The sequence below is a fragment of the Eubacterium sp. AF22-8LB genome (genome assembly GCF_003458715.1).
Classification (GTDB): domain Bacteria; phylum Bacillota_I; class Bacilli_A; order Erysipelotrichales; family Erysipelotrichaceae; genus Holdemanella.
In genome coordinates this window covers 85,228-112,166 of sequence record NZ_QRVI01000001.1, presented here as the reverse complement: position 1 = coordinate 112,166, position 26,939 = coordinate 85,228, and the positions used below count along the sequence as shown (strand labels likewise).

The following is a 26,939-nucleotide window of genomic DNA, read 5'->3' as shown; positions in this document are numbered from 1 at the left end:
AAAGATGCAAGGGCATTACAAAAAATATATGAAGAAACTTTCCAAAGTTGATCTATTAATTTTAGATGAATTCTTATTAACAACCATCAGTGAATGTGAATAAGACGATTTGTTTGAAGTGACTCTCTTCGTAGATTTAGTGGCTCTGAGCAATGGACTGCATGGCTCTGTACAAATGGATAGGGTGGCTCTATTTTCATGGATTGGGGGGGCTCCGCCACCATGGAATATTCAATAGATTGAAACAAAAGAATTTAACTTAAGAACAATGTTTTAGTGTAATTGAGAAATTGTTCTGGTTTGATGATGAAGAGGATATTGATTGGAATGATAAAGGTGCTGATTGCCTGTATTCAATTCAGGTGTATAGAATTTAAATTAATGTAATAAAAGAAATCCAACAAATTTAAAAGACCTATTGCTTAAATTGAATCTTGAAGATAAAGTCTTCTCCTTCAATCGCTTCATATTTCATTTTATAGTTATCTAATAGATTACGAACAATATATAATCCTAGACCATTTCCTTTTGGTTGGGTTGGATCTAGTTTGTTTTGAATATAGAAATAGTCTTGTTTTATTCCAATTTGAATCATACCCTTTTCATGCGTATAGTTGATCGCATTACTAATTAAGTTGGATAAAATTATATTTAGAGCCGTCTTACCAATATACATTGTTTCATCTTTTACATCATTTTGAATTCTTAATTCCTTCTGGTGAATCAATACATCATATTTTTGAAGTACACGACTTAATTCATTCTTTATACAAACAATTTCTTCATCGTCTTTTAGATTTTCAATGGAATATACCGATAAAATTTGTTGGATATTCTTCGTTAAGTGATCGACTAAATCAATGCAGTCATCAATATAAAAATCTCTATTTTTATATTTACCCACATTGTATTTCATATTTTCTAAGATAATTTTAAGACTTGCCAAAGGCGTTTTTAATTCGTGGCTGGCCCCTTTAAAGAAATCGTATTTTATTTTCTCTAATCTTAGAATCTCTTTATTTTTCAATTCTAGATGGGAAATGGAATCAAGAAGTGTTTCATACAAATCATTAATTTGTGCCTTCAATTGACCAATCTCATCATTCGAATCAATTTCTAGATGAGCCTTCTTATCTAATGCCATCATTTGATCGGTTACACTCTTGATTTCAACCACATAATTTTTAATGGATTTGGCATACACCAAAGAGACAATGGCCGAAAAGCATAGGGATATGATTAATGAGTAAGGAAGAAATTGTAAACTTAGATTTTTGGCTTGGCTTTGCATGTCTGCCGTTGAAACAAATTGGAGGTGAATGGTCTTTCCTGTATCTAGCTTTAATTGTCTTTCCTCAATAATTAAAGAGTTATTAGAACTCTTTAAATCGACATTTAAATCATTCTTGATTTCTACTTCATTTGATGAAGTATTCTTTTTAATAAACGCTTTGATTTCATTAGTGTTGGAATAGAAATCTAAAGCTTGTTCAATATAGTCTTCAGATTTGCCATTTAAGTTTTCTGTAATTTCATTGGCCTTAGTATAGATTTCTTCTTTTCTTACATCCAAATAGGTTCTTGGAAAAATTAAATATACAAAGAGATGGATAAATAAGACAATAATAGCGATGACACTGAATGTTTGTATGCATATTTTAGGAAATATCTTTAAGTTTTTCATTATTTCTCCAATTTATAGCCCACATTACGAATGGTCGTAATGCAATCTAAGCCTAGTTTTTTACGCAATTCTTTAATATATACATCAATAACTCGATCATAAGGAACTTCTTCACTATCTTTCCAAACATGATCTAATATTTGTGCTCTAGTTAAGGCAATCCCTGCATTATCTAAAAGATATTTTAATATCTCTAGTTCTTTGGCATTAATATCAATCGTTTTACCATCTATTTTAGCCGTATAGCTTTTGAAGTTCACACAAACATTTTTATATGCAAAAATATCCTGTTTCTGAAGAAGCGCGTCAATACGAGCTTTTAATACGGGTAGTGAAAATGGTTTTTCAATATAGCCATCAGCCAAGTTTGTATAGGCATCAATTTTGAATTCTTCATTGCTGAAAGCCGTTAAGATTAAAACGGGCAAATCACTTTTTTTACGAATTTCTTTTAACACATCCAATCCATTGATATATGGAATTTGAATATCCAATATCACCAAATGAATATCTGTATTAAACTTTTCCAATGCCTCTTTACCATCTTTTGCCTGGATAATACTATATCCAGACTCCGATAGAAATTCACTTAATCCTTCGCGAATCAGTGTATCATCTTCCACTACCAATATTTTCATCATTCTTCCTCATTCATTAATTCTTTACAGTTCTTGTTTAACAAGTGTGTTGTAGCCACAATAAGTGCGACTAACATTACAATTGACATAAATATAATAACATACACCATATATTTTGGTTCAACAGTAGCATCAATATGCGTCAACATCTTATTAAAACCATCCACTTCAGCTCCACCGCCAAGTTGATTTGAGGCAGATTCTTTTGCGATTTGTTTGGCAACACTAGTGCTTACTTGATTCAATGCTTTTGTGCCTAGACCTGATGCTGTTTTACTAGCGATAAAGTACGCAAAAATATAGGCAGGAATGGTTACCATACATAGTTCTAGAACAAACTGAATAAAAATCTTCGTTTTAGAAATGCCTAAAGCCATTAAAATTGCGATTTCTTTTCTTCGTGCATTCATCCACATGAGCAACAATAAAGTAACAACGATACCCGCAAAGATCAAAGATCCAATAAACATTTTATTTGCGATACTATACATACCACTTATTGATTTTTGTAGAGCCGGATAATTGGATGTACTTTTTACCAATACATACTCATTCCAGTTGATATCTAATTTTCCTAGATTTTTAATAACTTGATCCAAATCTTTATTTCCTTTCACAAAGAATGTGGCATCTTGATATACAGCAGTTTTTGGTGTATTGCCATAGACTTTGGCAGCCGTATCCAAATCCGTGATTAGATTGTTTTCATATAATTCTTGTGCAGCTGTAACACCACCTTGATTATGACCATCAAATAAACCCTTAATAGTTACTTCTACTGTTTCATCCGCACCCTTTTCGTTATCTGCATCATAGATATTTGAGCGTAGAGAAAGCTTGTCTCCAACTTTTAAATGATTCTTTTTAGCTAAATCTTTATGCATCAAGATTTGATGTTTATCTTTATTATTTAAATGTTTGCCTTCGACCAATTTATAGGCTTGCGATACAAACTTTGTTTCTTTTTTTGATTCATTTACTCCAGTAAGCATCACTGTTGATTTAAACTTAGAAAGACGCTCTTTATTTTCATTCGAAGTTAAAACAATATCATGATTGACTAAGTCAGCTACACTATTGATTCTTTTCACGTACGAGTCAATGTCTTTAGAAGCACAAATCTTTTCAATGTCCTTCCCCTTAACATTGCCCGCACCTCTAGGTGTGCCAAAATTGACTTGACGATTAATTTCCATTGTAAAACTATTGGTAATCGAGCCTAATGATGTATTGGACGCTTTGTTTGTTGCATCTTTAATAGATAGTCCGACTAAACAAAGGCTTGACATAATTAGAACAACAAGAAATAGAATCATTGACTTCACACTTTTTCGAGTTACATATTTAAATGCATTTTTAAACATTCTATTTCCCCCTCTTCTTTAACTTTTTATCTTTTAATTCATATACAACATCAGCAGCATCCGCTACCTCTTTACTATGTGTCACTACAATCACACACTTATTTCTTTCTTTAGCACGGGCCTTTAAGATATCAATAATTTCACTAGCCGTATCGCTATCTAGATTTCCCGTTGGCTCATCTGCCAAGATAATAGGTGCACTGCTTGTAAGGGCACGGGCAATCGCAACTCTTTGTTGCTGTCCTCCCGATAGTTTCATTACACTACGATTGATTTGGGATTGTTCAAGTCCTAAATCTAAAAGAATGGAAGGCGAAGCTTTAGAATTGACTAAGCGTACATTTTCTAATGGTGTTAAATAATCAATCAAATTGTAATTTTGAAACACAAGACAAATATGATTCTTACGATGATTTGTATATCCCGTTTTTGAAATATCTTCTCCTTCAAATAAAATTTCACCAGAGTCTGGCTCATCAAGTCCAGCTAATAAAGATAATAAGGTTGATTTACCAGCTCCTGATTTTCCAATAATCGCATAAAATTTACCGCACTCAAAGTTTTGATTCACTTCAAATAAAATATGTTCTAATTTTGTGTAACCATACGTTACATCTTTTATTTCTAATATACTCATTATTTATTTCTCCTAACTCAATTTTGATAATATTTCCCTTGGCTTTTTGATCATGATCATAAGACTCGCAATTAGTACAGAAACGATAATAATACTCATCAGCAAGCCATAACTTAATATGAAGCATAACGCATTATGTTTGATTACACTATAAGCACATAGAATGATTCCTGATGGAATAGATATAAATACAAGTTCGAATATAAATTGGATAATGATTTCCACCTTACTTTTACCTATAGACAACAAGATACCAATTTCATGGATGCGATCTCTTAGCCATAGAACTAAGACTAAAGATAAGACAACAAGTCCACACACAATGATGAAACAAGATAGAATTTGAATCATGTGTTTTACACTTTGTACTGATTCTAATGCCACTTCATAGGCTTTCGTATCTTTAGACACAATATATTCACTTGAAGGATATAAGGATTGAACTTGTTTTAAACGATTTGAATCTATAGTCAATTTAGTAACCATCTTAGTATCCAAAGAATTATAATCCACAAACATAGTATTCTCACTTAAATCGGAAGATAAACCTGTATAGGTTTCATGTTTCTTACCTACAAAGATGCCTTTAATGGTATAAGTACGAGAATTTAAAACTATTGTATCCCCTACTTTTAAATGATTCTTCTTAGCTAAATCCGAATGAATAAGAATAGAGTTTCTATCCTTAGAATCAATATTTTTTCCGGAAGTTAAAGTAAACACGCCACTACGAAATAAAACATTTTTTGAAGTGTTATTAGTTCCAACTACTGAAACCACATTCTTATATTCTTCAGGCAAAGAATCCAGTGTTACACCCTGCTTAATAGAAACAGCCTTAGCTTCTTTTAATTTAGAAACAAATTCATATTCATACACAGAATTTTCAAAAGATGTATGTTCAAATTCAGAACCATCCTTTTTTTGTACTACAATCGAACTATGACTTGCAGAATATAAAGACCGTTCTAATTGTGCGTTGTATGAAAGTATACTCAAACATCCATAAAGACTGATTAGAATAACCATAAGTATCAAAAACAAGATACCCGTTCTTACTTTTTTTCTTGTGATATATGCATAAGCATTATGTATCAAAACAACCAACTCCTTATCCGACACTATATTAGCAATCATTTATGAAATGTGTATGAAATGAAGTTATGAATTTTAAAAAATTAAGCCCAAATTAATACCTATAATACAGATACAGAAAGACTACTGGAAAAAGTAGTTCCTCTGAATTTATCTGATGTAAAGACACTAGTTTAATCCGATGGGTCTGGGCTAACTTCTTCTTACCTAATCTTATTAATCATCTTTACTTTTTAAGTAATATCGTAAGCGCCAAATAAAATAATGTAGTTAAATAAAAAGAATCAGTGATTAGACTGATTCTTTGTTCGAGCTATTTTTTGATTGTATGCTTGATCTTTCTTAATGTTTGATAAACATTATACATCTTTGAATCCACAACATATTCGAAGTCACCCATTAATTCAATGACATTTCCATTGAAGCCTTTTTTGAATAAGTAAACACCATAGTCTGGAGCACTTTCATCAAAGATTCCACTAATACCATAAAGATTATAGCGCTTGAATCCATTATCAATACAATGCTTCAACATGTGCCAGTGAAGAGCGTATGGAGAGCAGAATTGCATATATTTTTCATATACACCACTCATTAAACATAATACTTCTTGTCCATATGTGAAGAATAAGCCAGCAGTTAAAATGATCTTTTCTCCATCCTCCTTAATGATTTCATGTGCATGATCAATTTTTTTGTTGATACCCTGAATTCGCTCATTTGCTAAATCCATTTTTCTACGGATCTTAGGACTTTCTTGCTGCTCTAATCGCTTTGCCGATTGATCTACAATATCTTGATTTTTCTTTAAATCAATCTCTAAGCTCTTGATATAGTCATTCATATCCATGTCAGCATACAAGAATTGAGCATACCCATCATCATGAAAACATTCATATACATTTTTATAGTAATCATCACTTCTAAATTCAAAGCCACGACGAGAAGATGTATCACGAATGATATCTTCATATACCTTTAAATGATCGCCATCAATTTCATGAACTTGAATATTGTACTTTTGAACATGTTGAACCGAACGCATAGCTTTACGCTCCATCTTTTTTAACAATTCTTCTTTTGTGATATTTTCCGTATCAATCGTATAAATCCATCTAGGCTCTCTATCATTGTCAATTCCACGCGTAAATCCTTCATGTGTATACCCAAGTGACATAATGTGATCAAAGATAGGAGAATTATCGATTCCACCCTCTACGATATCACCATGAATATCTCTTTCTTTATACATTAAATAAGGGTCCATATGGAAATATAGACATTTTTTCTTTTTACAGAATTGAACTAGATTTTCATGGAAGAAAGTAAATAAATCTAAGTTTGAATAATCTAATAATGGGCCTCTTAAAATCTGACAGAAAGTATAAGAAGAGAAAACTGGAACAAATGACAACATGCTAGCTGCAATTAGCTTGTCGTTGTCCATAATTCCAACATAAGAAGTTGTACAACCTCTTCTTTCTCTCATGTGCGCCATATTTGTAGTTTGCCAGAAGTTGTTGTCTGGCCATTCTTTAGAAAATGTTTTAAATTCAGTTTCAGTTATTTCTTTAAATAACATATTCACACACCTCACAACCTATCAGATTATATCATTTTATTCGTATGAACAACAACTTTATACTAGAAAAGAATTCATCTAATAATTTGTCGATGAGATTGTAAAAATGTAAAATTGGTTAAAAACGTTTTCATTTGTATTACTATAATCCCAACAAAACCGATGAAGCGGAGATCAAACGAAAAAATGTGTCTAAAGAGAGCTTAGGTTGGTGGAAACTAAGTGACAACAAGTTCGCAAATGGACCGCTAAGGGCATAGTCAAAGGCTTAGGCTGAGTATTCTATGACGTAAGATTCATATTATAATGGCGCAATAAATATGGATGGGGTTAGGTGAATTTGCCCTCCAAGAATTTAAGGGGCGGCATATACCCCAAAATGGTTTGTAGATGAGATTAGGCTCGGACAACATTTGACTGAGACCTTTTAAAAGTTAGATTTGTGTTTAGTTCCATTCATTTGTTAGTAGGAAATCACGTATGTTTCGATGCTTGATGCCATTTTGGCTCATGTTAAACTCATCAAGAGAAACAACGTACTTTGGAAAATTATCTTTAATACGATCATAAGCACCAAATTCACGATCAATTGTTTCTTGGGATGCCAATAGATAAGTGACTTGAACATATATTTTTTCGCCTTGTTTGTTGCATACAAAATCTATTTCTTTATTGCCATTTCTTCCTACAGTTACATCAAATCCCCGGCGCAATAATTCTAGATATACGATATTTTCTAAAATAAGATTGATATCTCGCATATTACCACCGAAAATAGCCTCACGGATACCGTGATCGGCAATATAATATTTTTCATTAGAAGAAAGAATTTGCTTACCTTGCAAATCTTCTCGTTTCACTTGATAGAATAAATAAGCTTCACAACAGTACTTGATATAGTTCAAAATCGTTTCTGGAGATACAGTTCGCTTTTCGTTTTTTAAAAACTTTGCGAGTGAGGATGCAGAAAAAGTTGTTCCCACATTCGCAATCACATAGGCAATGATTCGTTCTAATAAATCAACATCGCGAATTTTATTTCGTTTCATGATGTCTTTGAGCTGGACAGAGTTAAATAAATCTTGAAGATATTGTTTAGACGGAGCCTCTGCATAACGAATGTTTGAAAGGTAAGGCATACCTCCGACAATAAGGTATTTTTGAAAACATTGCTGAATGGATGCGTCAGGAGTAATCGAACGATATAGTTCCATGAACTCTTTAAAAGAAAATGGATATATCACAAATTCTACATATCGACCACCCAAATAAGTTGCTAGTTCACTAGATAGTAGATTTGCGTTTGAGCCTGTGATGTAAATATCACAATCTAATGATACGCGAAAAGAGTTGATACACTTTTCCCAGTCCTTGACTTCTTGTATTTCATCAAAGAATAGATAAACTTTGCCTTCCATTTCTGAGGCTTTTGCAAGGATTTCATCATGCAGTGCTTGTGCAGTTTGTAAGTGGGAGTAGTTCATATCTTCAAAATTGATAGAGATAAATTGTTTTGGACTGATACCAGACTCCGTGAGCTCTTGTTGAATTAGCTTTAACATGACGGACTTTCCGCAACGACGAATACCAGTTATGACTTTGATTAAGTCTGTTCCTATGAATGGACGGATACGACTCATATATAGTTCACGTTTGATCATAATTTAAAGCCTCCTTTTGTAGTTAACTATAGTATATCACGTTTATAACTGATAATTAGTATAAAAAATATAATTTTATCAGATATAACTGATAAAATGTAAAAACTAACGAAAAATTAAAGATACGAATTTAATTCTTGATGATAGAAAAAAACATAAGAAAATATGGGTATCATTTTAAATCTCTAATTGTGTTATTTGGTTGATTTATTCCAGTTTATAGAACACTTTAAGATTTGATTTGGAATCTGTTCATTGGTTCCTTTTAATGAATCAATTAAGATCGATGCAGCTTGATAGCCTTCATCATAGGCTGGCTGTACGATCGTTGTTACAGTTGGACTTGAGAAGTTAGTCCATTCTGTATTGTCAAAGCCAATTAATCCAATTGTATCTGGCATTAGGTTACGGTAATCTTTTAATGTCAAATAGACACGTGGTAATAAGAAGCAATTGGCTACAAAGATTAGAGTGCGAACACCAAAACGCAATTCATTATATAGTAAATCACGTAATGTATCACTTGTTACATCATCGGCTACAACGTGGGTTTTGCATTCTTTTCCTTTTGTTTCTAAAGCGTGCAGATAGTCAGTTGTACGCTCTAAATGTGTAGTGGATCTGCTGTAATCATAATGAATTCATCATATCCATCATCAATGAGGTGAGTTCCTACATTTAATATGGATTCAATTATTGATTCATAATATAGGCCTCCTACATAAAATGGAGGCTTTTCTTGGTATAAGAAAAGCTGTGGACTAAGCGATGTTAAAATCACTTTCTGTCTCACAGCTTTTTCTTTCTTTTACTATGAATGGTAAATGGAATAGGCTAAGTCCAATCACTCCAAGCATGATGATTCTAAATAAATAGATATAGTATCCATGACTTAGGTTAAGGAATGGAAGTCCTTCTAATGGTGGTCTTACAATAAACATAAAGTTTGTATCATAGACCGACAAAATAGAATTCATATATAGGTTAAAAATCAATAACGCAAATAACACGACTAAATTGTCTTTAAATGCCTGCATACCTAGGTTTGCATGTTTGAAACGAATCAAATATAAAGAAAACCATGTAAGTGCTGCATGGTACATGAAGCATTGATATACATTGGCTACGTTAAACTCAACGCCATACGTTGGGATCAAGATAGCCGCGATTCCTCCGCAAGTACCAACAACCGCAAAGAAGTTGATCATTTTTTGTTTCAATGGGCCATCTTTTCCAAAAGTAATGTAGGCCGCAATAAACAATAATATACTGCAGATATGGAATGGAAGGGATTGTGGATTTAAATGCATTCCCCCATGTGTACTTGGAATCATATCTGACATCATTTTTGTGACTTCGCTCAATAAACATATAAACATAAAGAAGTAACAAGCGTTTTGTAGCGTGAAATCTTCTTTTTTCGCATAGTGATTCATAATTAGGATAAATAGAATACAAATTCCTATCCATATAAAATGTTTTGTAGTAAACATATGCTCTCTCCCTTGTAGTTCACAGATTATACCATTCAAAGCATAAGTAAACAATGATAAAATTCTTAAACTTATCTTAAATTAAGTGATATACTTAGTCGTTAGTGAGGTTTTTATGAAACGGATTGATTTTGAAAATGATACAGTGACAAAAAATATTATAAATGCTGCTTTACCTTTGTTGGTGGCACAAATTATGAGTTTGTTATATAACGTTGTGGATCGTATTTATATTGCTCGTATTCCAAATATTGGAACATATGCATTAGGAGCTATTGGCTTATGTTTTCCTTTAATTGTGATAATAAATGCATTCGCAAATCTATTTGGCAGTGGAGGAGCTCCATTATTCTCCATTAGTCGTGGAGAAAAGAATAGTACAAAGGCAAACTTAGTCATGAATACATCCTTCACGATGTTAGTATTGTGCTCGATTGTTTTAATGATTGTTCTTTATCCTTTGTTGAAGCCTATATTAACCTTATTTGGAACATCCTCATCAGCCATGAAATATGCCTATCCATATATGATGATTTATCTAATAGGAACACTACCTTCCATGCTTACTTTGGGGATGAATCCATTTATCAATGCACAAGGCTATTCAACAGCAGGTATGTGTTCAGTTTTGATTGGTGCCATTATGAATTTAGTGTTAGATCCTATATTCATTTTCTTATTTGGACTTGGCATTCAAGGTGCTGCCATCGCAACTGTTATTTCTCAATGTGTTTCAGCTATATTTGTGTATTGGTTTTTAAAGAATCGTTCGGAATTAAAAGTAAGATTACTTAAAAAAGAGGAATGGATCGTTTGTAAAAGGTATGCGCAAAATATTGTTAGCTTAGGAAGCAGTAGTTTTATCATGCAACTCACAAACAGTTTGGTTTCAATTTGTTGCAACAACGTATTATCTGTTACAGGAGGAGATATTTATATTTCGGTGATGACCATCATTTCAAGTGTAAGGCAATTAGTGGAAACACCGATTCATGCGATCAATGATGGTTCTTCTCCTGTTTTAAGCTACAACTATGGTGCTAGAAGAGCAAGTCGTATTCGTAAGGCAATCTGTGTAATATCTATTCTTGTCTTTGGCTATACCGCTATAGTTTGGAGTTTTATTATTTTGATTCCACATATATTGATTCAAGTCTTTAGTTCCGATCCTGTATTAATAAGGAATACAGTGCCAGCTTTGAAACAATATTTTGCGGCCTTCATATTCATGGATTTGCAGTATATTGGTCAAAATGTATTTAAGTCATTAAATAAAAAGAAACAAGCCATCTTCTTCTCTATACTAAGAAAAGTCATTATTGTCGTGCCACTTACATATATTATGCCACTCTACCTTCATATGGGAACAGATGGTGTATTCTTGGCTGAACCTGTATCGAATGTGATTGGTGGAACTCTTTGTTTCGTAACAATGTTAGTAACAATCATGCCAGAATTAAAGAGAATGGAAAATAAAAATGTGATAGAATGATATCCGCGAGGTAGAAAAAATGGTACAAGATATTTATCCACATAAATTACACAATGAATTTGATCCCAATATACAGGCAACACAAAAGGATGTATTGTTGTGTGTTGTGAATGGAAAGATTTTAATTCATTTAAATTGTTTTGAGAATAAGGAAGTTGTTTTTCCTAAAGTAAGTGATATACAAGTTGAAAATGTAGAGTATCGTTATTTGTTTTCAATTGATAGTACGAAATATTTCTTATGTGATATGCGATTAGAAGACAATCAGATTCCATCAGGATATGGTTATGTTGAAGAGAGAAGTTTGCGTATTGAAGGGATTGGCCCAAAAGACAATTTATTTGCGGCAATCACTGGGAAGCATTTGGCAGATTGGTATCGAGATACTAAATTCTGTGGAAGATGTGGACATAAAATGGTGCATTCAACAAAGGAAAGAGCTATGGTTTGCCCAGAGTGTCATAATACAGTGTATCCAAGAATTATGCCAGCTGTTATTGTGGGTGTAATCAACGGGGATAAGTTGTTGCTGACAAAATATCGTACGGGATTTAAGTATAATGCTTTGATTGCAGGTTTTACTGAAATTGGTGAAACCGTAGAAGAAACGGTAAAACGTGAAGTTATGGAAGAGGCTGGAATCAAAGTGAATAATATTCGTTACTACAAATCACAGCCTTGGGGAAGCGCCAATGATATTTTGTTAGGGTTCTTCTGTAATGTGAAGGGAAATGATGAAATTAACATGGACACGAATGAATTGAAATATGCAGATTGGGTTCAAAGAGATGAAATTATTCTTCAACCAGGTGAATTTAGTTTAACGAATGAAATGATGAAATTATTTAAAGAGAATAAAGTAGAGTGAAAGTATCACACTCATTCTTCTAAAAATGATGAGGATATGGTACAATAAAGCGTGTAAAAAAAATTTATAGAAAATAGGAGTGAAAAATTATGGCAATTTCTGCAGGTGATTTTAAAACAGGATTAACTTTAATCGTTGATGGTGATCCTTGGGTAGTATTAGATTTCCAACATGTTAAGCCTGGTAAAGGTGCGGCTATCTTAAAAACTAAGATGAAAAACTTAAAAACAGGTAATACACAAGAAAGAAACTTCAATGCTTCAACTAAATTTGAACAAGCTAACATTTCTAAAAAAGCAGCTCAATTCTCATATGAAGCAGATTCTACATATTACTTCATGGATTTAGAAACATACGATACTTATGAATTAACAGCTGAACAAGTTGACTTCAACAAATATTTCATTGTTGAAGGTGCTGAAGTATCTTTGATGTTCTTCGAAGGAGAATTATTATCTGTTTCTGTTCCAGAAAAAGTTGAATTGACAGTAGCTGAAACAGATCCAGCAATCAAAGGTGCACCATCTAACCAAACTAAAGATGCAACAACAGATACTGGATTAACATTAAGAGTTCCACAATTCATCGAACCAGGTGAAAAAATCGTTGTATTCTCAACAGATGGAAAATATGCAGGAAGAGCTTAATCGCTCTTCTTTTTTTAACTATGAATAAAGTTGTCTTAATTACTGGTGGTGCTCGTGGCATTGGAAGTGCAATCGCATTGGAACTCGCAAAGCATGGTTATGATATTGTCATTAACTATTTAACTTCGAAACAGCCTGCCAAAGAATTAAAAGAAAAAATTGAATCTCAATATCATGTTCACTGCCTAACTATATGTGCTGATGTATCGGATGTAGATCAAGTAAATATTATGGTTAGTGAAATTGAAGAGAAGATGGGTGGCGTAGATATATTAATTAATAATGCGGCTGTAGATCTTTCTAATTTGTTTCATTTAAAAAATGCCGAAGAATTTAAAAGAACATTAGATGTCAATGTAGTAGGTGCTTTTAACTGTAGTAAAAGAGTCTATAAACACATGTTGGATCAAGAATATGGAAGAATCATCAATATATCAAGTACCAATGGAATTAACACATATTATCCAATGTGTATCGATTATGATGCTTCAAAAGCAGCCTTGATTTCAATGACACACAATCTTGCGGCTGAATTTGGACCATATATCAATGTGAATTGTGTTGCACCCGGATTTATTGGAACCGATAATGAACTAGATGGCTATGACGAAGAGTTCTTAAAGGAAGAAACAGAAAAAATCATGGTGAAACGTTATGGAAAGCCAGAAGAAGTGGCATATCTTGTTCGTTTTCTAATTAGTGATGAAGCTAACTTCATCAACAATTCTATCATTCGTATTGATGGTGGACAGATGGGTAGCTGTTAAAAAAGTGGTTAAATCCCTATATTTAAAGGGGGTTGACCACTTTTATTCTTTATTGATTGAAGTATCGTTTGAATCAATTTGCGACGATTCTACTATCGTTGCACAAAATAATGCAACGATTCAACAATCGTTTGAAACGAAAAAAGATGCACTTGGCATCTTAGTTGTTTTTCATATTTGTTAGGGCAAGGAGAATAGAAAGTTTTCCATATTCTAATGTTAATCCACCCTGCATATATAAAGTATAGGGTTCAACGACTGGAGCATCCGCACTTAATTCAATGGTACTTCCTTGTGTAAAGCTTCCGGCAGCCATAACTTCATCAAATGGATAGCCTGGCATTGGAGCAGCCATAACACGAACAAATGAATCAATTGGACTTGTGGATTGAATGCCTTGTGTAAAGCTAACAAGATTTTCTTTTGAACCCAGTTCTAAAGTTTGAATGATATCCGTTCTTTCATCATTATAAGCAGGAGATACGTTTTTATAACCTAATTTTTCTAACATATAGGCTGTAAAAACGGCTGTCTTTAAAGCACTCTTAACAGCATTTGGTGCCATGAAGATCCCTTTAAAGAAAGAGTTGTTTAAGTTAAAGTTTGCACCCAAATCCTTACCAATTCCAGGAGCCGTTAAGCGTTCAGCTACCATATTGATCCATTCTTTATTACCAGCTACATATCCTCCAGTAGAGGCAATTCCTCCACCTAAGTTTTTCATTAAAGATCCAACCACAACATCAGCACCAATATGTCCTGGTTCTAATTTTTCAACAAGTTCACCATAGCAGTTATCCACCATGATAATAACGTCTTTGCTTACTTCACGAATCTTTTTGATGATACGCTCAAGCTTTGAAATGGTTAATGATAAACGGTGAGCATATCCTCTAGATCTTTGGATTTCCACTAATTTTACATTGTTTTCTTTTAAACGCTCAACAATCTTATCATCATCAAAATCATCATTTACTAAATCAATTTGTTCATACTTTACACCATTGGCTTTTAAGGATTGTGTAGAATCACCACATAAACCAATCATCTCCTGCAAAGAATCATAAGGAGCACCAGAAATGGAAATCATTGTATCTCCATGTTTTAATAGGGCAGATAAAGTTAAGTATAAAGCGTTTGTACCACTCATAATCTGAGGGCGTACCAAAGCATCTTCACATCCGAGTACTGTCGCAAAAATACGTTCGATTTTATCACGACCTTCATCATAGTTACCATATCCGTTGATATCCGCAAAGTCAGAATAAGAAACGTGGTTCTCAATAAATGCAGCTAAGATACGATCTGAATTGTATAAACATACATCATCAATTTTTTTATAAATATCTTTTAAAACGACATCCGATTCCTCTGCCATTTTCAATAAGTCTTTATCAATTTGTTCTAAAATCATAAATAACCTCCAAAAGTCCACTTCTTCTATTATACACGAATTCATGTATCGTATTCTAATTAATTAACAGTTTAAGACATAATGAATTTTCTAATCATTATTTTTTGGATTTCTATACTTTTTCTGACTACAAAACTAAAAAAGTGGCTGAAATCCTTTGATCTAGGATTTTTAACCACTTTATTTCATTTATAATTATTTTTAGGATTTATGGAAACTAAGAATCGATTTGAAGAGATCACCATCCGTTTCAATCATAAACGTGCCATTCTGTACTTCGGTAAAACTCTTTACAATCGCAAGACCTAGACCGCTGCCAGTTTCATGCCTTGATTTATCGCCACGCACAAAACGTTCTGTGATATCACTATCAAAATCAAGCGGTGCCTTCGAAGTGTTTTTCATTGTGATCACAACTGAATTTCCTATATCTTTCACATCCAAGAATACACGTGTGTTTTCAAGTGCATACTTAGAAATATTCGTGAATAAGTTTTCAAAAATACGATACATCTTATTTCCATCCAAACATACATGAATTTCTTTTTCTGGAAGATTTGTCACAAGCTGAAGATTTTTAGCTTGTAGAAGCTCTTCGTTTTCAGCACAAACTTGTTCAATAAATTCAATGATGTTGATATCAGAATATTCTAAATCAATATTACCACTATTGGCTTTAGATACCTCGAATAAGTCTGTGATTAGAATGCTTAAACGATCTGTATATTGATTCAATCGTTCTAAATAACCTTTTTTATCTTCCTCACTAATACTAGGATCATTTAATAACTCTACATAATTTTTAATACCTGTTAATGGTGTTTTTAAATCATGCGATACATTTGAAATCAATTCGGTCTTTAAATTTTGTGACTGTACTTGTTCCTTTACAGCTTGTTCAAAACCATCCTTAATTTGATAGATATTATTGTTTAAAGATTGGAATAATCCAGAATCTGCAGGCTTGATATTTTCAAAATTACCACTCGATAGATCTTCTGTCATATGTAATATATCTTGATATTGATTTTGAACATTCTTGATTTTCTTATAGAGCACAACGCTGATACCAATTAAGGCTGCAACAACGATAAAGAAAGAGAAGAATGGAATGTTCAACAAGGATATAAATGCAAGGATCACAATCAAACAAGTTGAGAAAATAATATATTTTTTAAGGATTTCATCTGATAAATCGGTAGAAATAATTCCTTCTACTTTATTTGAGAAATAAAGAATAAATTTACCAACCAAAGTTCTATGGAAGAACCAATCTCTTATAGATGTCGTAAATTGACATTTTAGCCAATATACAGATAATCCAATAAAGAATAGCGTGATGAACCACGCAAGAATGTTCGTAAAATATACGATAGGTTGACTAAACTCAATATGATATCGATTCAAGATATTTAAGAAAGTTCCCTCAATTGAATAGGTAGTTAATATACATGTACCACTGGCTAGCAGTGCATCAATTGTTAGAAATAATAGGAATGCAGGTTCAAATAACCAGTTATTCACATGTCTAAAGATATAAGCTTCCTTTTCATATGTATATTTATTAAGAAAGACATATAGAGCAATAATAGTGCTACAAATCAAGAAGGAAGTCATGAAGAAATAGGTATATTGATCGGCATCTAAATCTAAGAAGTCAACTAGACTTGTATTATCATAATTTAAAACAGCTGGAATATAGAATGTTAATACGACATCACTTGGCATATGAAGTGTATAGCCTGGAAATGGCTCTCCATCACAATAATATGTGCCACCACAGTATTCATAATACTTTTCACTGTTATAGTTAATAAGATTCACAATATCATCCGTCGCATTTAGAGTATTAGAGTCTAATGTTTCATAATATCTAGTATCTTTTTTCTTTACATTCACATTAAATTGTTTTGAAGTGATTTTATTGTTTACATCACACGTATAAAAGAAGTTTGGATCATTCTCAAAAATATTTTTTGCGGTAGATAAAGATAAGTTTAATCCTTTTTTTATATCCTTCTGAATGTCTTCCGGTGTATCTTTCTCGAACGTAATATATTCATACTTTGGATCTTGTTCCAATTTTTTAGCTATAATAAAAGCTGTAAGATTCTGCTCTAAAGTTTCAGGAAGCTTTGTTGGTGTAGCCGTAGAAACATTTGGATAAAAGCTTGTCACTACACAAGAGCTAATGATGCATAAAGCACATAATATTGTTAAAAAAATATTCTTCTTTTTCATTGTATATTCTCCATTTTATAGCCCTGACCCCATACCACCTTGATATAAATAGGCTTTTTAGGATTGGCCTCAATCTTTTCACGTAACTTACGAATATGAACCATGATCGTTTCTGTGTTGATAGCTTCTTCTTTCCATACTAATTCATAGATTTGTTGACTAGAAAAGACTTGTCCTGGATGTGAAATCAATAGTTTTAAAATATCAAATTCTTTTGGCGTTAATTTAATATCCCTTGAATTGAGTGTCACTCTTTTTGTCGTATTACTCAATGTAAGATCACCAATCACATATTCATCTTCGTTCTTTGTCTCATTCTTTAAATTTAAGATTTGTTCGTACCTTCTTAAATGAGAACGCACTCTTGCGACAAGTTCCATACTTTGAAATGGCTTTGTGATATAGTCATCGGCACCAATATTTAAACCTGTGATCTTATCGATATCTTCACTTTTCGCACTTAAGAATAGAATCGGAAAATCATGTTGTTTTCGAGCTTCCATCACCATAGAAATACCATCCATAACAGGCATCATAATATCTACGATGGCTAAATGAATATCGTTTGTTTCAATCTTTTCTAAGCCTTCTTTTCCGTTTGCGGCAAGAATCACATTGTATCCTTGATTCTTCATATAAATTCCAATGGCTTCACGAATCCCTTGTTCATCTTCTACCACTAATATTGTATGTTCCATAAAGTTCTCCTTTTAATTTAATAATGTAAATAAAATCCAATACATGCACATAGTATTCCAATGTATAACATAATTATAACCACCTTTCGATAATTTGAAACAACTGCGTAAGACCATAAGAATAAGCAATCAAAGATAAGGGCTTACCCAGAAGAATAATCCAGACAAATTTTTTGAGTGACATATGTGTCAGTCCTGCAAGCATACACAAGAGATCATCGGGTGCACAAGGTAAGAAAATAGCTAACATAAAGAAAGTATCAAATTTGTTTTGATCATATGTATACTTCATATATTTGTCGTAATCTTTCTTTTTACATAATTTTAGAATGATTCTTTGACCATACTTACGAACAAGTAAAAAGATACATATGGATCCGATACAAATACCTATGTAGTTATATATGAATCCATTGATTGCTCCAAAAGCTGTGATACCCAAGGCGCTCGATGCACCACCCGGAATAATGGGAATAATCACTTGAATGATTTGTAGAAGAATAAAAAGTAGGGGTGCTAAAATTCCGACTTTCGACAGTGTAGCCTGTAAAAGTTGTGGATTTGTGAAGTATCCTTGAGAAAAGAAATAAACACAAATAAGAATCATAAGGATAAATCCAAAGTTTGTTATGTTTTGTATATTTTTATTTGTCATAAATTATCACCAGGATTACTATAACGAATAATTATTAAGGTTCTTTAGTGATAAATCTTAAAGTTTTCTAAATAATTGAATCAAAAAGTTGGAAAAGTTGTTAAAAATGGCATAAAAAAGGTTTGAAAAGTGGATAAAATATAAAAATATGGGTTGGAAAAATAGTGCAAATTGTAATAAATGCTTTATATAAAAGGAAAACAAAAAACTTGTGTCAATTATACACAAGTCTTATTCATAAGCTTTGTATGTACGAATAAGCAATGGAAGTTCAGCCATCAACATACCAATCCATCCGGCTAGATATGAGTATGGTAAAGCTTCAATGCCAAGATGGAAATTTAAAACGAGTGGAGCAGCGACGATAACTCGAACTGTCATATTCACTAGACTTGAAATGAGGGTGATTTTTAAATCGCCAATGCCTCTAAAGAAGCCTTGGATTCCATTGGTGAAGGCTGGAAGAATATACATGATGGAAATTAAATGAAGATAAGTCACTCCATGCATAATAACTTCTTCATCTTGTACAAATAGACACATCAATGGTTTTGCGAAGATAAAACATACTAGAAAGATAAAGATGCCGTAGATGATTTCTAAAACAATTCCACAACGAAATCCCTCCTGCATACGATTGTTATTTCCGGCGCCCTTATTTTGTGCCATTAAAGCCGTCATGGAGTGGGCAATGTTTTGTTCAGGAGTATACGCAAAATCATCAATTCGATTGACGGCTGTAAAGGCAGCTACAACCGATACACCCATCGTATTGACAATCATTTGAATACCAAGCTTTCCTAGTTGCACAGTAGCCTGCTGCATAGCACTTGCCCAGCCATACGCAATGGTGCGTTTTAATAATGAAATGTCAAATACTAGCCACTTTTTACCAAGTTGTAGAAGTGGCACTTTCTTTTGTATATATAGAACGCAGAATAGGCAACATAAAGCTTCGCTAATCACAGTAGAAATGGCACATCCTTTACTTCCTGCATGTAAAACAACCACAAAGAATAAGTCTCCAAAGATATTTAGAATGGAACTGATAATTAAGAAATATAGGGGTGATTTACTGTCGCCTAAAGCGCGTAGTGTACTCGCAAAAAAGTTGTATAGAAAGGTAAAGACTAAACCGGCAAAGATGATTTGAAGATAGGTAGTTGTCATATTTAAAATGGATGGATCTACCTGCATAAATTTAAGAATTTGTGGTGAAAAAAATATGCAGATTAGTGTTAATACAAGTGAAAATACAAGTCCTGCAAGCATAGTTGTGCTCATTTGACGAGCAAGTTTTTCTTCTTCTTTAGCCCCATAATACATGCCAATCAATATGCTTGCGCCCATACAAAGTCCATTTAAGAACAGGATGAAGAGTGTCGTAATTGGATTACAAATTCCAACGGCGGCCAAAGCTTCTTTTCCTACAAAGTGCCCTACAATAATACTGTCAACGGCATTATATGTTAATTGAAATAAATTGCCCAAAACTAAGGGAATGGAAAAGTGAACTAGCATAGGCATGATTTTGCCTTGTGTCATATCTTGTGTCATAATCAAATTTCCTTTATTAATTTATCTTTTATTTTGTGCTTTTTTAACCAAAATTTCAATAATATGTTAGAATGGTTTCATGAAAATTTCAGTAGAACAATTAAAACAATTAAATAAAGAAGAATATATCTTAATTGATATACGTGATGCCGAAGAAGCCTTTAAAAATCCAATCGAGAACAGTGTTGTATTAAGTGGAGAAAGTGCATTGGAAACGGACTTTGATTCAACCAAGAAGATTATTGTCGTTTGCGCTCAAGGCTATGTCAGTGATATTGTTGCACAAAGATTACAGGAAAAAGGATATGATGCATATAGTGTAGATGGTGGGTATGTTTCGATTGTTATGGATAAGATGAACACAAATGTATCAGATGATTTTTGTGCTCAAGTCGAAAGAAGTATTATTAAAACGTATCGAAGAAAGATTTGGTCAAAATTTACGAAGGCTATCCGTGATTATGAGCTTGTCAAAGAAGGCGATTGTATTGCGGTATGTATTTCGGGTGGAAAAGATTCGATGTTGATGGCGAAATGTTTTCAAGAACTGCATAAACATTCACCTGTTCATTTTGATGTGAAATATATTGTGATGGATCCAGGCTATTCAAAAGAGAATCGTGAGGTTATTGAAAAGAATGCCAAAAAGCTAAATATTCCAGTGGAAATCTTTGAGAGTGATATTTTTGACAATGTTTTTAATATAGAAAAAAATCCATGTTACATATGTGCAAGAATGAGAAGAGGTCATTTGTATAACTATGCCAAGAATTTGGGATGTAATAAAATAGCTTTGGGACACCACTATGATGATGTGATTGAAACCATTTTAATGTCGATGCTTTATGGTGGACAAATCCAAACGATGATGCCAAAGCTACATTCAAATAACTTTAAGGGTATGGAAGTCATTCGCCCTTTATATTTGATTCGTGAAGAGGATATTAAGACTTGGGCTAAACATAACAATCTGTATTTCATTCAATGCGCATGCAAGTTTACTGAGGCTTGTGCCAATGAAACATGCTTAACACAGTCTAAGTCGAAGCGTTTAGAAATGAAAAACTTAATCAAGGAATTGAAGAAAGTCAATCCGTTTGTAGAACAGAATATATTTAAGAGTGTCGAAAATGTAAGTCTTAAAACGGTAATTGCCTATAAAGATGATAGCGCAAGACATCATTTTTTAGATACATATGATGAAGAGGGAAATGAATAGTTTCTCTCTTTTCATTTTTATTTACAAAAATGTAATAATTTACATTGACTATTTTTCACTACGTTCTATAATGGAATTATTGTGGAGGAAACGAATTATGTACAAAACAGAAAGCTTTAAACCAGATACTTTTAAACCAGCTCGTTTTGAGTCGGATGGAAAAATTACATTGTCAGGAAAAGAAATTCCATATCATACAATTTGTGAAGACAATGTTATCTATGGACCGGATGGAAATCCAGTCGCATCTATTTTTACTTATGCCTATTTTAGAAGTGATGTAGAAGATACATCCAATCGTCCTGTTATCTTTGCGTATAATGGAGGTCCTGGATCTAGTTGTATGTATGTACATGCAGGTTTTTTAGGAACACGTCGTATGCAGTATGATGAGGTGGATCGTGAAAGTGCTTTTGGACCATACAAAGTCATTGATAATCCAGATTGCTTGATTGATATTGCCGATATCGTATTGATTGATCCTGTTGGAACTGGATATGGTGTATTGATTGATGAAAGTAAGAAGAAAGATTTCTTTGGTATTGAACAAGATGTAGAAGCTTTATTGACAGTGCTTGAAGCTTGGGTTCGTCGTTATAATCGTGGCTTGTCACCAAAATATTTATGTGGTGAAAGTTATGGATGTACTCGTAGTGCAGTTGCCGCTGGTATTGCCGCAACTATGGGAAGAGAAAGAGGCTATGGTATTGCCTTTGATGGTATTGTATTTATTGGAAATACAGTTACTGTAGGTAAATACTTTGGTGAAGGCTTACCGGTTGAAACAAGCGTTTTAGGTTTCCCTACATATGCAGGTGTAAACTGGTATCACAATCATCCAACCGATCAAAGTGTAGAAGACTGGGTAAAAGAAGCTAAGGCTTTCGCTGATCATGATTATGTGCTTGCACTTTATAAAGGAGAAGCTATTTCAGAAGAAGAAAAAGAACATATCTTAGAAAAGGTAAGTTATTATACAGGTGTTTCTAGAGAATACTTGATTCGTCATGGTTTAAAAATTGATGATGATGATTATCGTCAAGAAGTGTTAAAGGCAAAAGGAAAAGCTGTATCTCGTTATGATGGTCGTGTCACTCGTCCTTTATTAGAGCCAGAACAAGATGAAATTAAAAAGGCATTGTGGGATGATGCGACAGCCGATCGTTATGATACCTTCTTCTATGCAGCTTTTACAGGAGATCTACTTCCAAAATTAAATGTAAAATTAGATCGTAACTTTATTCCAGGAACCGATTATTATATGCATTGGGATAAAGAAGAAAAGAAAGGTACAACCGGAGAAGAATTGCGTTATGCAATGACGCGAAGACCAGGAATGCGAGCATTCTTTGCGAATGGATGGTTTGATCTATGTACTGAATTTGGATATGCATGGCACACAATGGATCATGCAGGACTTCCAAAAGACCGTGTATTCTGGAAAGGATACCAAAGTGGACACATGATTTATCTTGGTGAAGATAATGTTCATGAATTATGTTCAGATATTCGTGATTTTATTCAAGGAAAGAATCCTAAATCTCAATTTTAATAAATGGCTCACTTCTGTGAGTCTTTTTTTCTTCTTGTGATGATAAATAAAGGAAAAATAGTAAACTTTTAATGAAAGAAATTAGCGTTCTCTTGATGCGATACACGGCTTAATGAAATTGGCTTTTTGAAAGTCACAATGGAATCACCGTAATGTTTCAATGAAACATTTCTCATTTTCGTTAAAATATACAGATAAACATTTGTGAATTTCGTTAAATACGTGTGTTGAACATTTTTAAAATTCGTGAGTAATTGTGATAAAAGACAAAACCGTTGGATTACTACCCAACGGTTTTCTTATATATTAAGATTTTGGCTTCGGAACAGAGAAATACGACATGTGAAATAGTGCTAAAACATCACAAGATATGAATTATCAGGAACGACAAAAAGGACTATTGAAATAGCCAACATTTTGTATTCATCTTTAGTTGTTGAATTATTTTTACAATCATTTTATGATCACATTCAGGGCAGTGCATCATATAGTTTTCTTCAGGTTCATTTGGAAATAATTCGTCGATCAACCATCTAGGTACTTCTTCTTCGTAACCGCATTTTGTACATTTCATCAATACATCTTTTTCTGTATGTTCTGTCATTTCTCTTGTCCTCCAATGGATTATATGTATAAGTATACTGCATAATGGCACCACATTTACATTGAATTGTGTCTCTATTAAAAGAATCTATTAAATGAGTGCGGTATTTGAATTTATCGAGTTTGTTTTTTAGTGCTTTGGTTCTTGTTTCACGAGAATAATCCTTATTCTTTTTGATTCCAAGAAGTGCATGTACTTTATCTAGGGTTTTCTTAGAAGCATTGGCATAGAATCCATAATATCGAGTTGTTAAGAAATGGTAGTCCGGTATATGTATAATAAGGCGGTTTATAAAATCAATCACATTATCTGTGACATCATATCTTTTCTCATCTTTATGATCATTGTAGAAACAGCTGACAGTCTTTGTTTCTTTATTGTATTCTGTGATTCTGTTTTCAGCCATGGCAGGCCTTCCGGCATAGCGAATGAAGTAGTTTACGCAGCCTTGAATATCTTTACTGTTTTTATTAGATGAAGCATTGTTTGAATCGTTGTCATTGGATTTGAATTTGGCATAGACATAGAATCCTTTGGGATGATTCTTATAGAGTCTGTTCTTTTCTTCAGGTTTCTTCAATCCACCAACTTCCTGGATGAGTCGCATTAGTTCAAACTGAAAAGTTTTTCTAAGTTTAGTAAAATTGAAATGATGAAATGTTTTGATTTTATCTTTTTTAAAGGAATAGATCAATTCAGGAATAAGGCGATGGATGTGTGGATTCCATTTAAGGTCTCTTCCAAAAGTATGTAGAGTGGCAATCATGCCAAATTCATTACGAACAGGAATGTCTTTGAATATATAGTGGGTATCAGACAGCTTTTTCTTTTTGAGTTTATCGGCAAGAGATTTATTGATGAGAAAGGAAATGGTGTTTCTAGAAGCAACAAACAATAGATTGAGTCGAGTACGATCCTGTCTGAACCAGTTTCTAAGTTCTTCGGGAATAGTAAAGACGATGTGTCTATGAGGGCAGTCAAGACAAAAAGAAGTAGCCTTGGCTGCAAGCTGTTTGGCATATTTAACACCACAGGCATTACAAAATCTAGAATGACAGGAATGAGGAACGATATTCCAGTTGTCACAATCGGGACATTCAAACTGATCAAAGCCAAGATAACATGTGTGGCAAAGTAATGAACGTTCTACATTGTCTAAAATACAAGGACGAGCTTTACCGGAAGCATCTAATTTTCGAATGTATTCAATATTATCGAAGAAGATATTCTTGATAGGGTGATTGAAATCGAAGTTTCGAACATCACAATCTAATAGTGATAGAGTTTCAATTGGAATGTTTGAATGATAAGTAGTGTCCATAATTGAAGTATAGAATTAAATAGATATGTAAACAAGACTTGGCAAATGAAAAGCGCCCATACAAATCATTTTACATGATTTGATGGGCTTTTTTTAGAATTTCAAGAGCATCTTGCGTATCCTTTAATTCACGTTTTAAACGCCTGTTTTCAAGCTCGGTCTCTGTTAGATTTCCTGAACCTGTAAATGTTGCCTGGTTGTTATTGGCTTTAGCTTCTTGCTTCCATCTATATAGAGTACTTTCTCCAATACCTAAATTTTTCGCACATTCTTTACGACTTAGATCTGGATGTGTTAAACAATAATTGACTACATTTTGTTTAAATTCTTGATCAAACTGTTTCTTTTTATTTGCCATTTTCTTTTGCCTTCCTTTGTCTGTAGATCATCCTCTTTCTATTGTACCACTGGTGTAAATTTTCTCTTTTTGACTAGTCCTATTTATATGCTAACATCACCGTTGTCCGTATGGCACATGAAGCCGGGGCGGTATATAAAATTGGGAAGAAAGTGTTGATTCGGAGAAGTATATTTGAAGCATATCTGAGAGAGCAGAGAAAGATTTGATGGAGGAGAAGGACATGAGCGATCAGAGAAAAATACTACATGATGACAGGAATGGATTAGATTATGTATTGGTAGGAGATTATTACCTGCCAATGATAGACTTGCCAGATGAAACCAGACCAATTGGGTACTGGGGAATGCTTCGGAAAGATTATATGAAAAACTATAAATCAGGCATGTATTCTTATCTTCTGCTGACTGGAAAACTGGACAGTTACCTGGCAGACCTGAATGAACAGGCGCAGGAATGGTATGAATTGATTGAAGAACAGATAAGAAGTGCGGAGGGAGTAACCGAGGAACTGAAGAGACAGAATCCTATGGAATGGGTACGCCACTGCAACAATATCCGTGACCGGGTCACGGATATTATCAAACACGAACTGATTTATGTATAAGGGGAATCTCAGGATTATGATACAGTTCATCATCTCCGGCAGATTTCCTCCTAATACTACCAATATTTTTATATTATTTTTTTATTTCCCAGACAGTCGATCCAGTCCACCGTGAATAAATTTTATCAGGATACTCTGAAATGTGTTCCATAATTCGTTTCTTTCCCAACCGATATTTTTATTAACGGCGAAGGAACCGTTCAGAAGAAAGCAGAACAATAGCTCCGCCTCTTTTTCAGAAAGAGAAGCATTCTGTATCAGTTTCGGGATAAGAAAAGGTTTTTCATAATGATATATCTTCTGGATAATGTAGCTGAATAATGTTTCATCCAGGAAAAGAACACGATATTCTGGAAGCTCTGTAAGACGCTGGCATACAGGAAGAGGAGCATCTGCACTGGTATGTTCGGATGCTATTTCAAGTGCGTCATCAAGGAGTGAGTCCAGTACTTCAGAAATATTATTATAATGAGAATAAAAAGTGGTTCTGGTGATTTCAGCCTGTTGGCATAATTGGGATACAGATATTTTATCAAATTTTTTTTCATTTAACAGCTCCAGAAGAGCTTCTTTTATAACTTTCCGCGTATATAGAGTTCTTCTGTCTGTTTTTCGTTTTTTTAATGAGTCCAATAAATTCTCCTCTGCTATAAAATTCCTTACAGTTTTAGAAATTGTGTTAAAAAATGTTTGAATTATAACGATTTTGTAGTGTACACTGCCGGACAGATATATTAAAATCTTAACAGTATGTAAATAAACTTTACAACATGTAAGAGAATTAT

Annotated in this window: 27 protein-coding genes; 9 read left to right on the top strand and 18 right to left on the bottom strand. The window is 33.3% G+C overall.

From position 1 onward, the window contains the following. Positions 1-415: 415 nt before the first annotated feature. From DWY01_RS00540 to DWY01_RS00500, 9 genes are all read right to left on the bottom strand, one after another. The gene (locus tag DWY01_RS00540; protein WP_117992401.1) at positions 416-1,684 is read right to left on the bottom strand and encodes a HAMP domain-containing sensor histidine kinase; all 1,269 of its coding nucleotides are present in this window, start codon (positions 1,682-1,684) and stop codon (positions 416-418) included. After that, positions 1,684-2,322 carry a response regulator transcription factor gene (locus DWY01_RS00535; protein ID WP_117992400.1) on the bottom strand — a complete coding sequence of 213 codons (639 nt, stop codon included), beginning with the start codon at positions 2,320-2,322 and terminating at the stop codon, positions 1,684-1,686. The genes DWY01_RS00540 and DWY01_RS00535 overlap by 1 nt, the downstream gene beginning before the upstream one ends. Then, positions 2,322-3,686, bottom strand: coding sequence for an ABC transporter permease (locus DWY01_RS00530; RefSeq protein WP_117992399.1), 1,365 nt, complete (start codon positions 3,684-3,686; stop codon positions 2,322-2,324). Before DWY01_RS00530 ends, DWY01_RS00535 begins: the two co-directional genes overlap by 1 nt. A 1-nt stretch (position 3,687) precedes the next feature. After that, positions 3,688-4,323: an ABC transporter ATP-binding protein gene (locus tag DWY01_RS00525; RefSeq protein WP_117992398.1), complete on the bottom strand. Its 636-nt coding sequence runs from the start codon at positions 4,321-4,323 to the stop codon at positions 3,688-3,690. 12 nt (positions 4,324-4,335) lie between these two features. Further along, positions 4,336-5,421, bottom strand: coding sequence for an ABC transporter permease (locus DWY01_RS00520; protein WP_117992397.1), 1,086 nt, complete (start codon positions 5,419-5,421; stop codon positions 4,336-4,338). A 310-nt stretch (positions 5,422-5,731) separates the two neighbouring features. After that, the gene (locus DWY01_RS00515) at positions 5,732-7,000 is read right to left on the bottom strand and encodes a peptidoglycan bridge formation glycyltransferase FemA/FemB family protein (protein WP_117992396.1); all 1,269 of its coding nucleotides are present in this window, start codon (positions 6,998-7,000) and stop codon (positions 5,732-5,734) included. Between the two features lie 446 nt (positions 7,001-7,446). Beyond that, positions 7,447-8,661 carry an ATP-binding protein gene (locus DWY01_RS00510; RefSeq protein ID WP_117992395.1) on the bottom strand — a complete coding sequence of 405 codons (1,215 nt, stop codon included), beginning with the start codon at positions 8,659-8,661 and terminating at the stop codon, positions 7,447-7,449. 194 nt (positions 8,662-8,855) lie between these two features. Further along, complete coding sequence (locus DWY01_RS00505; RefSeq protein WP_199519812.1) at positions 8,856-9,302, bottom strand: substrate-binding domain-containing protein; 447 nt, start codon at positions 9,300-9,302, stop codon at positions 8,856-8,858. A gap of 120 nt (positions 9,303-9,422) precedes the next feature. Further along, positions 9,423-10,154: a YwaF family protein gene (locus DWY01_RS00500; protein ID WP_117992394.1), complete on the bottom strand. Its 732-nt coding sequence runs from the start codon at positions 10,152-10,154 to the stop codon at positions 9,423-9,425. Positions 10,155-10,239: 85 nt separating this feature from the next. On the opposite strand from DWY01_RS00500, the gene DWY01_RS00495 reads away from it, so the two are divergent. From DWY01_RS00495 to DWY01_RS00475, 5 genes are all read left to right on the top strand, one after another. Next, positions 10,240-11,646 carry an MATE family efflux transporter gene (locus DWY01_RS00495; protein WP_371412806.1) on the top strand — a complete coding sequence of 469 codons (1,407 nt, stop codon included), beginning with the start codon at positions 10,240-10,242 and terminating at the stop codon, positions 11,644-11,646. A gap of 19 nt (positions 11,647-11,665) precedes the next feature. Next, complete coding sequence (nudC, locus tag DWY01_RS00490) at positions 11,666-12,514, top strand: NAD(+) diphosphatase (RefSeq protein ID WP_117992392.1); 849 nt, start codon at positions 11,666-11,668, stop codon at positions 12,512-12,514. A gap of 89 nt (positions 12,515-12,603) precedes the next feature. Further along, entirely contained in the window at positions 12,604-13,161 is a 558-nt protein-coding gene (gene efp, locus DWY01_RS00485) for an elongation factor P (RefSeq protein ID WP_117573532.1), read from the top strand. A 20-nt stretch (positions 13,162-13,181) separates the two neighbouring features. Next, positions 13,182-13,928 (top strand): SDR family NAD(P)-dependent oxidoreductase, encoded by a 747-nt coding sequence (locus tag DWY01_RS00480; protein WP_117992391.1) that lies wholly within the window; start codon positions 13,182-13,184, stop codon positions 13,926-13,928. Between the two features lie 4 nt (positions 13,929-13,932). Beyond that, positions 13,933-14,112: a hypothetical protein gene (locus DWY01_RS00475; protein ID WP_117992390.1), complete on the top strand. Its 180-nt coding sequence runs from the start codon at positions 13,933-13,935 to the stop codon at positions 14,110-14,112. On the opposite strand, the gene DWY01_RS00470 is transcribed toward DWY01_RS00475, so the two are convergent. The 5 genes from DWY01_RS00470 to DWY01_RS00450 all read right to left on the bottom strand — a co-directional run bounded on the left by DWY01_RS00470 (position 14,089) and on the right by DWY01_RS00450 (position 20,493). Beyond that, on the bottom strand, positions 14,089-15,342 hold the full coding sequence (locus tag DWY01_RS00470; RefSeq protein ID WP_117992389.1) for a methionine gamma-lyase family protein: 1,254 nt from the start codon (positions 15,340-15,342) through the stop codon (positions 14,089-14,091). The genes DWY01_RS00475 and DWY01_RS00470 overlap by 24 nt on opposite strands. Positions 15,343-15,543: 201 nt before the next feature. Then, on the bottom strand, positions 15,544-17,583 hold the full coding sequence (locus DWY01_RS00465) for an MFS domain-containing histidine kinase (RefSeq protein ID WP_117992388.1): 2,040 nt from the start codon (positions 17,581-17,583) through the stop codon (positions 15,544-15,546). Beyond that, positions 17,580-18,281 carry a response regulator transcription factor gene (locus DWY01_RS00460; RefSeq protein ID WP_117992387.1) on the bottom strand — a complete coding sequence of 234 codons (702 nt, stop codon included), beginning with the start codon at positions 18,279-18,281 and terminating at the stop codon, positions 17,580-17,582. Before DWY01_RS00460 ends, DWY01_RS00465 begins: the two co-directional genes overlap by 4 nt. Before the next feature lie 73 nt (positions 18,282-18,354). Next, positions 18,355-18,936, bottom strand: coding sequence for a VTT domain-containing protein (locus DWY01_RS00455; RefSeq protein ID WP_117992386.1), 582 nt, complete (start codon positions 18,934-18,936; stop codon positions 18,355-18,357). Positions 18,937-19,167: 231 nt separating this feature from the next. Next, on the bottom strand, positions 19,168-20,493 hold the full coding sequence (locus DWY01_RS00450) for an MATE family efflux transporter (protein WP_117992385.1): 1,326 nt from the start codon (positions 20,491-20,493) through the stop codon (positions 19,168-19,170). Positions 20,494-20,572: 79 nt separating this feature from the next. Between DWY01_RS00450 and DWY01_RS00445 the strand changes: the two genes are divergently transcribed. Together DWY01_RS00445 and DWY01_RS00440 are read left to right on the top strand one after the other, a co-directional pair. Next, entirely contained in the window at positions 20,573-21,712 is a 1,140-nt protein-coding gene (locus tag DWY01_RS00445; RefSeq protein WP_117992384.1) for an ATP-binding protein, read from the top strand. A gap of 97 nt (positions 21,713-21,809) precedes the next feature. Then, entirely contained in the window at positions 21,810-23,264 is a 1,455-nt protein-coding gene (locus tag DWY01_RS00440) for a S10 family peptidase (RefSeq protein ID WP_158553620.1), read from the top strand. Between the two features lie 397 nt (positions 23,265-23,661). On the opposite strand, the gene DWY01_RS00435 is transcribed toward DWY01_RS00440, so the two are convergent. The 3 genes from DWY01_RS00435 to DWY01_RS00425 all read right to left on the bottom strand — a co-directional run bounded on the left by DWY01_RS00435 (position 23,662) and on the right by DWY01_RS00425 (position 25,547). Beyond that, entirely contained in the window at positions 23,662-23,868 is a 207-nt protein-coding gene (locus tag DWY01_RS00435; RefSeq protein ID WP_117992382.1) for a hypothetical protein, read from the bottom strand. Then, on the bottom strand, positions 23,798-25,189 hold the full coding sequence (locus tag DWY01_RS00430) for a transposase (protein ID WP_117992381.1): 1,392 nt from the start codon (positions 25,187-25,189) through the stop codon (positions 23,798-23,800). The genes DWY01_RS00435 and DWY01_RS00430 overlap by 71 nt, the downstream gene beginning before the upstream one ends. A gap of 70 nt (positions 25,190-25,259) precedes the next feature. Further along, positions 25,260-25,547 carry a transposase gene (locus DWY01_RS00425; protein WP_117992380.1) on the bottom strand — a complete coding sequence of 96 codons (288 nt, stop codon included), beginning with the start codon at positions 25,545-25,547 and terminating at the stop codon, positions 25,260-25,262. 110 nt (positions 25,548-25,657) lie between these two features. On the opposite strand from DWY01_RS00425, the gene DWY01_RS11745 reads away from it, so the two are divergent. Both DWY01_RS11745 and DWY01_RS00415 read left to right on the top strand, forming a co-directional pair. After that, on the top strand, positions 25,658-25,756 hold the full coding sequence (locus tag DWY01_RS11745) for a DUF6462 family protein (protein ID WP_243001927.1): 99 nt from the start codon (positions 25,658-25,660) through the stop codon (positions 25,754-25,756). A gap of 14 nt (positions 25,757-25,770) precedes the next feature. After that, positions 25,771-26,154, top strand: a complete 384-nt coding sequence (locus tag DWY01_RS00415; RefSeq protein WP_117992379.1) for a TnpV protein — start codon at positions 25,771-25,773, stop codon at positions 26,152-26,154. 81 nt (positions 26,155-26,235) lie between these two features. Here DWY01_RS00415 and DWY01_RS11740 read toward each other — a convergent pair whose 3' ends face one another. Then, positions 26,236-26,787: a TetR/AcrR family transcriptional regulator gene (locus DWY01_RS11740; RefSeq protein ID WP_117992378.1), complete on the bottom strand. Its 552-nt coding sequence runs from the start codon at positions 26,785-26,787 to the stop codon at positions 26,236-26,238. Between the last annotated feature and the right edge of the window lie 152 nt (positions 26,788-26,939).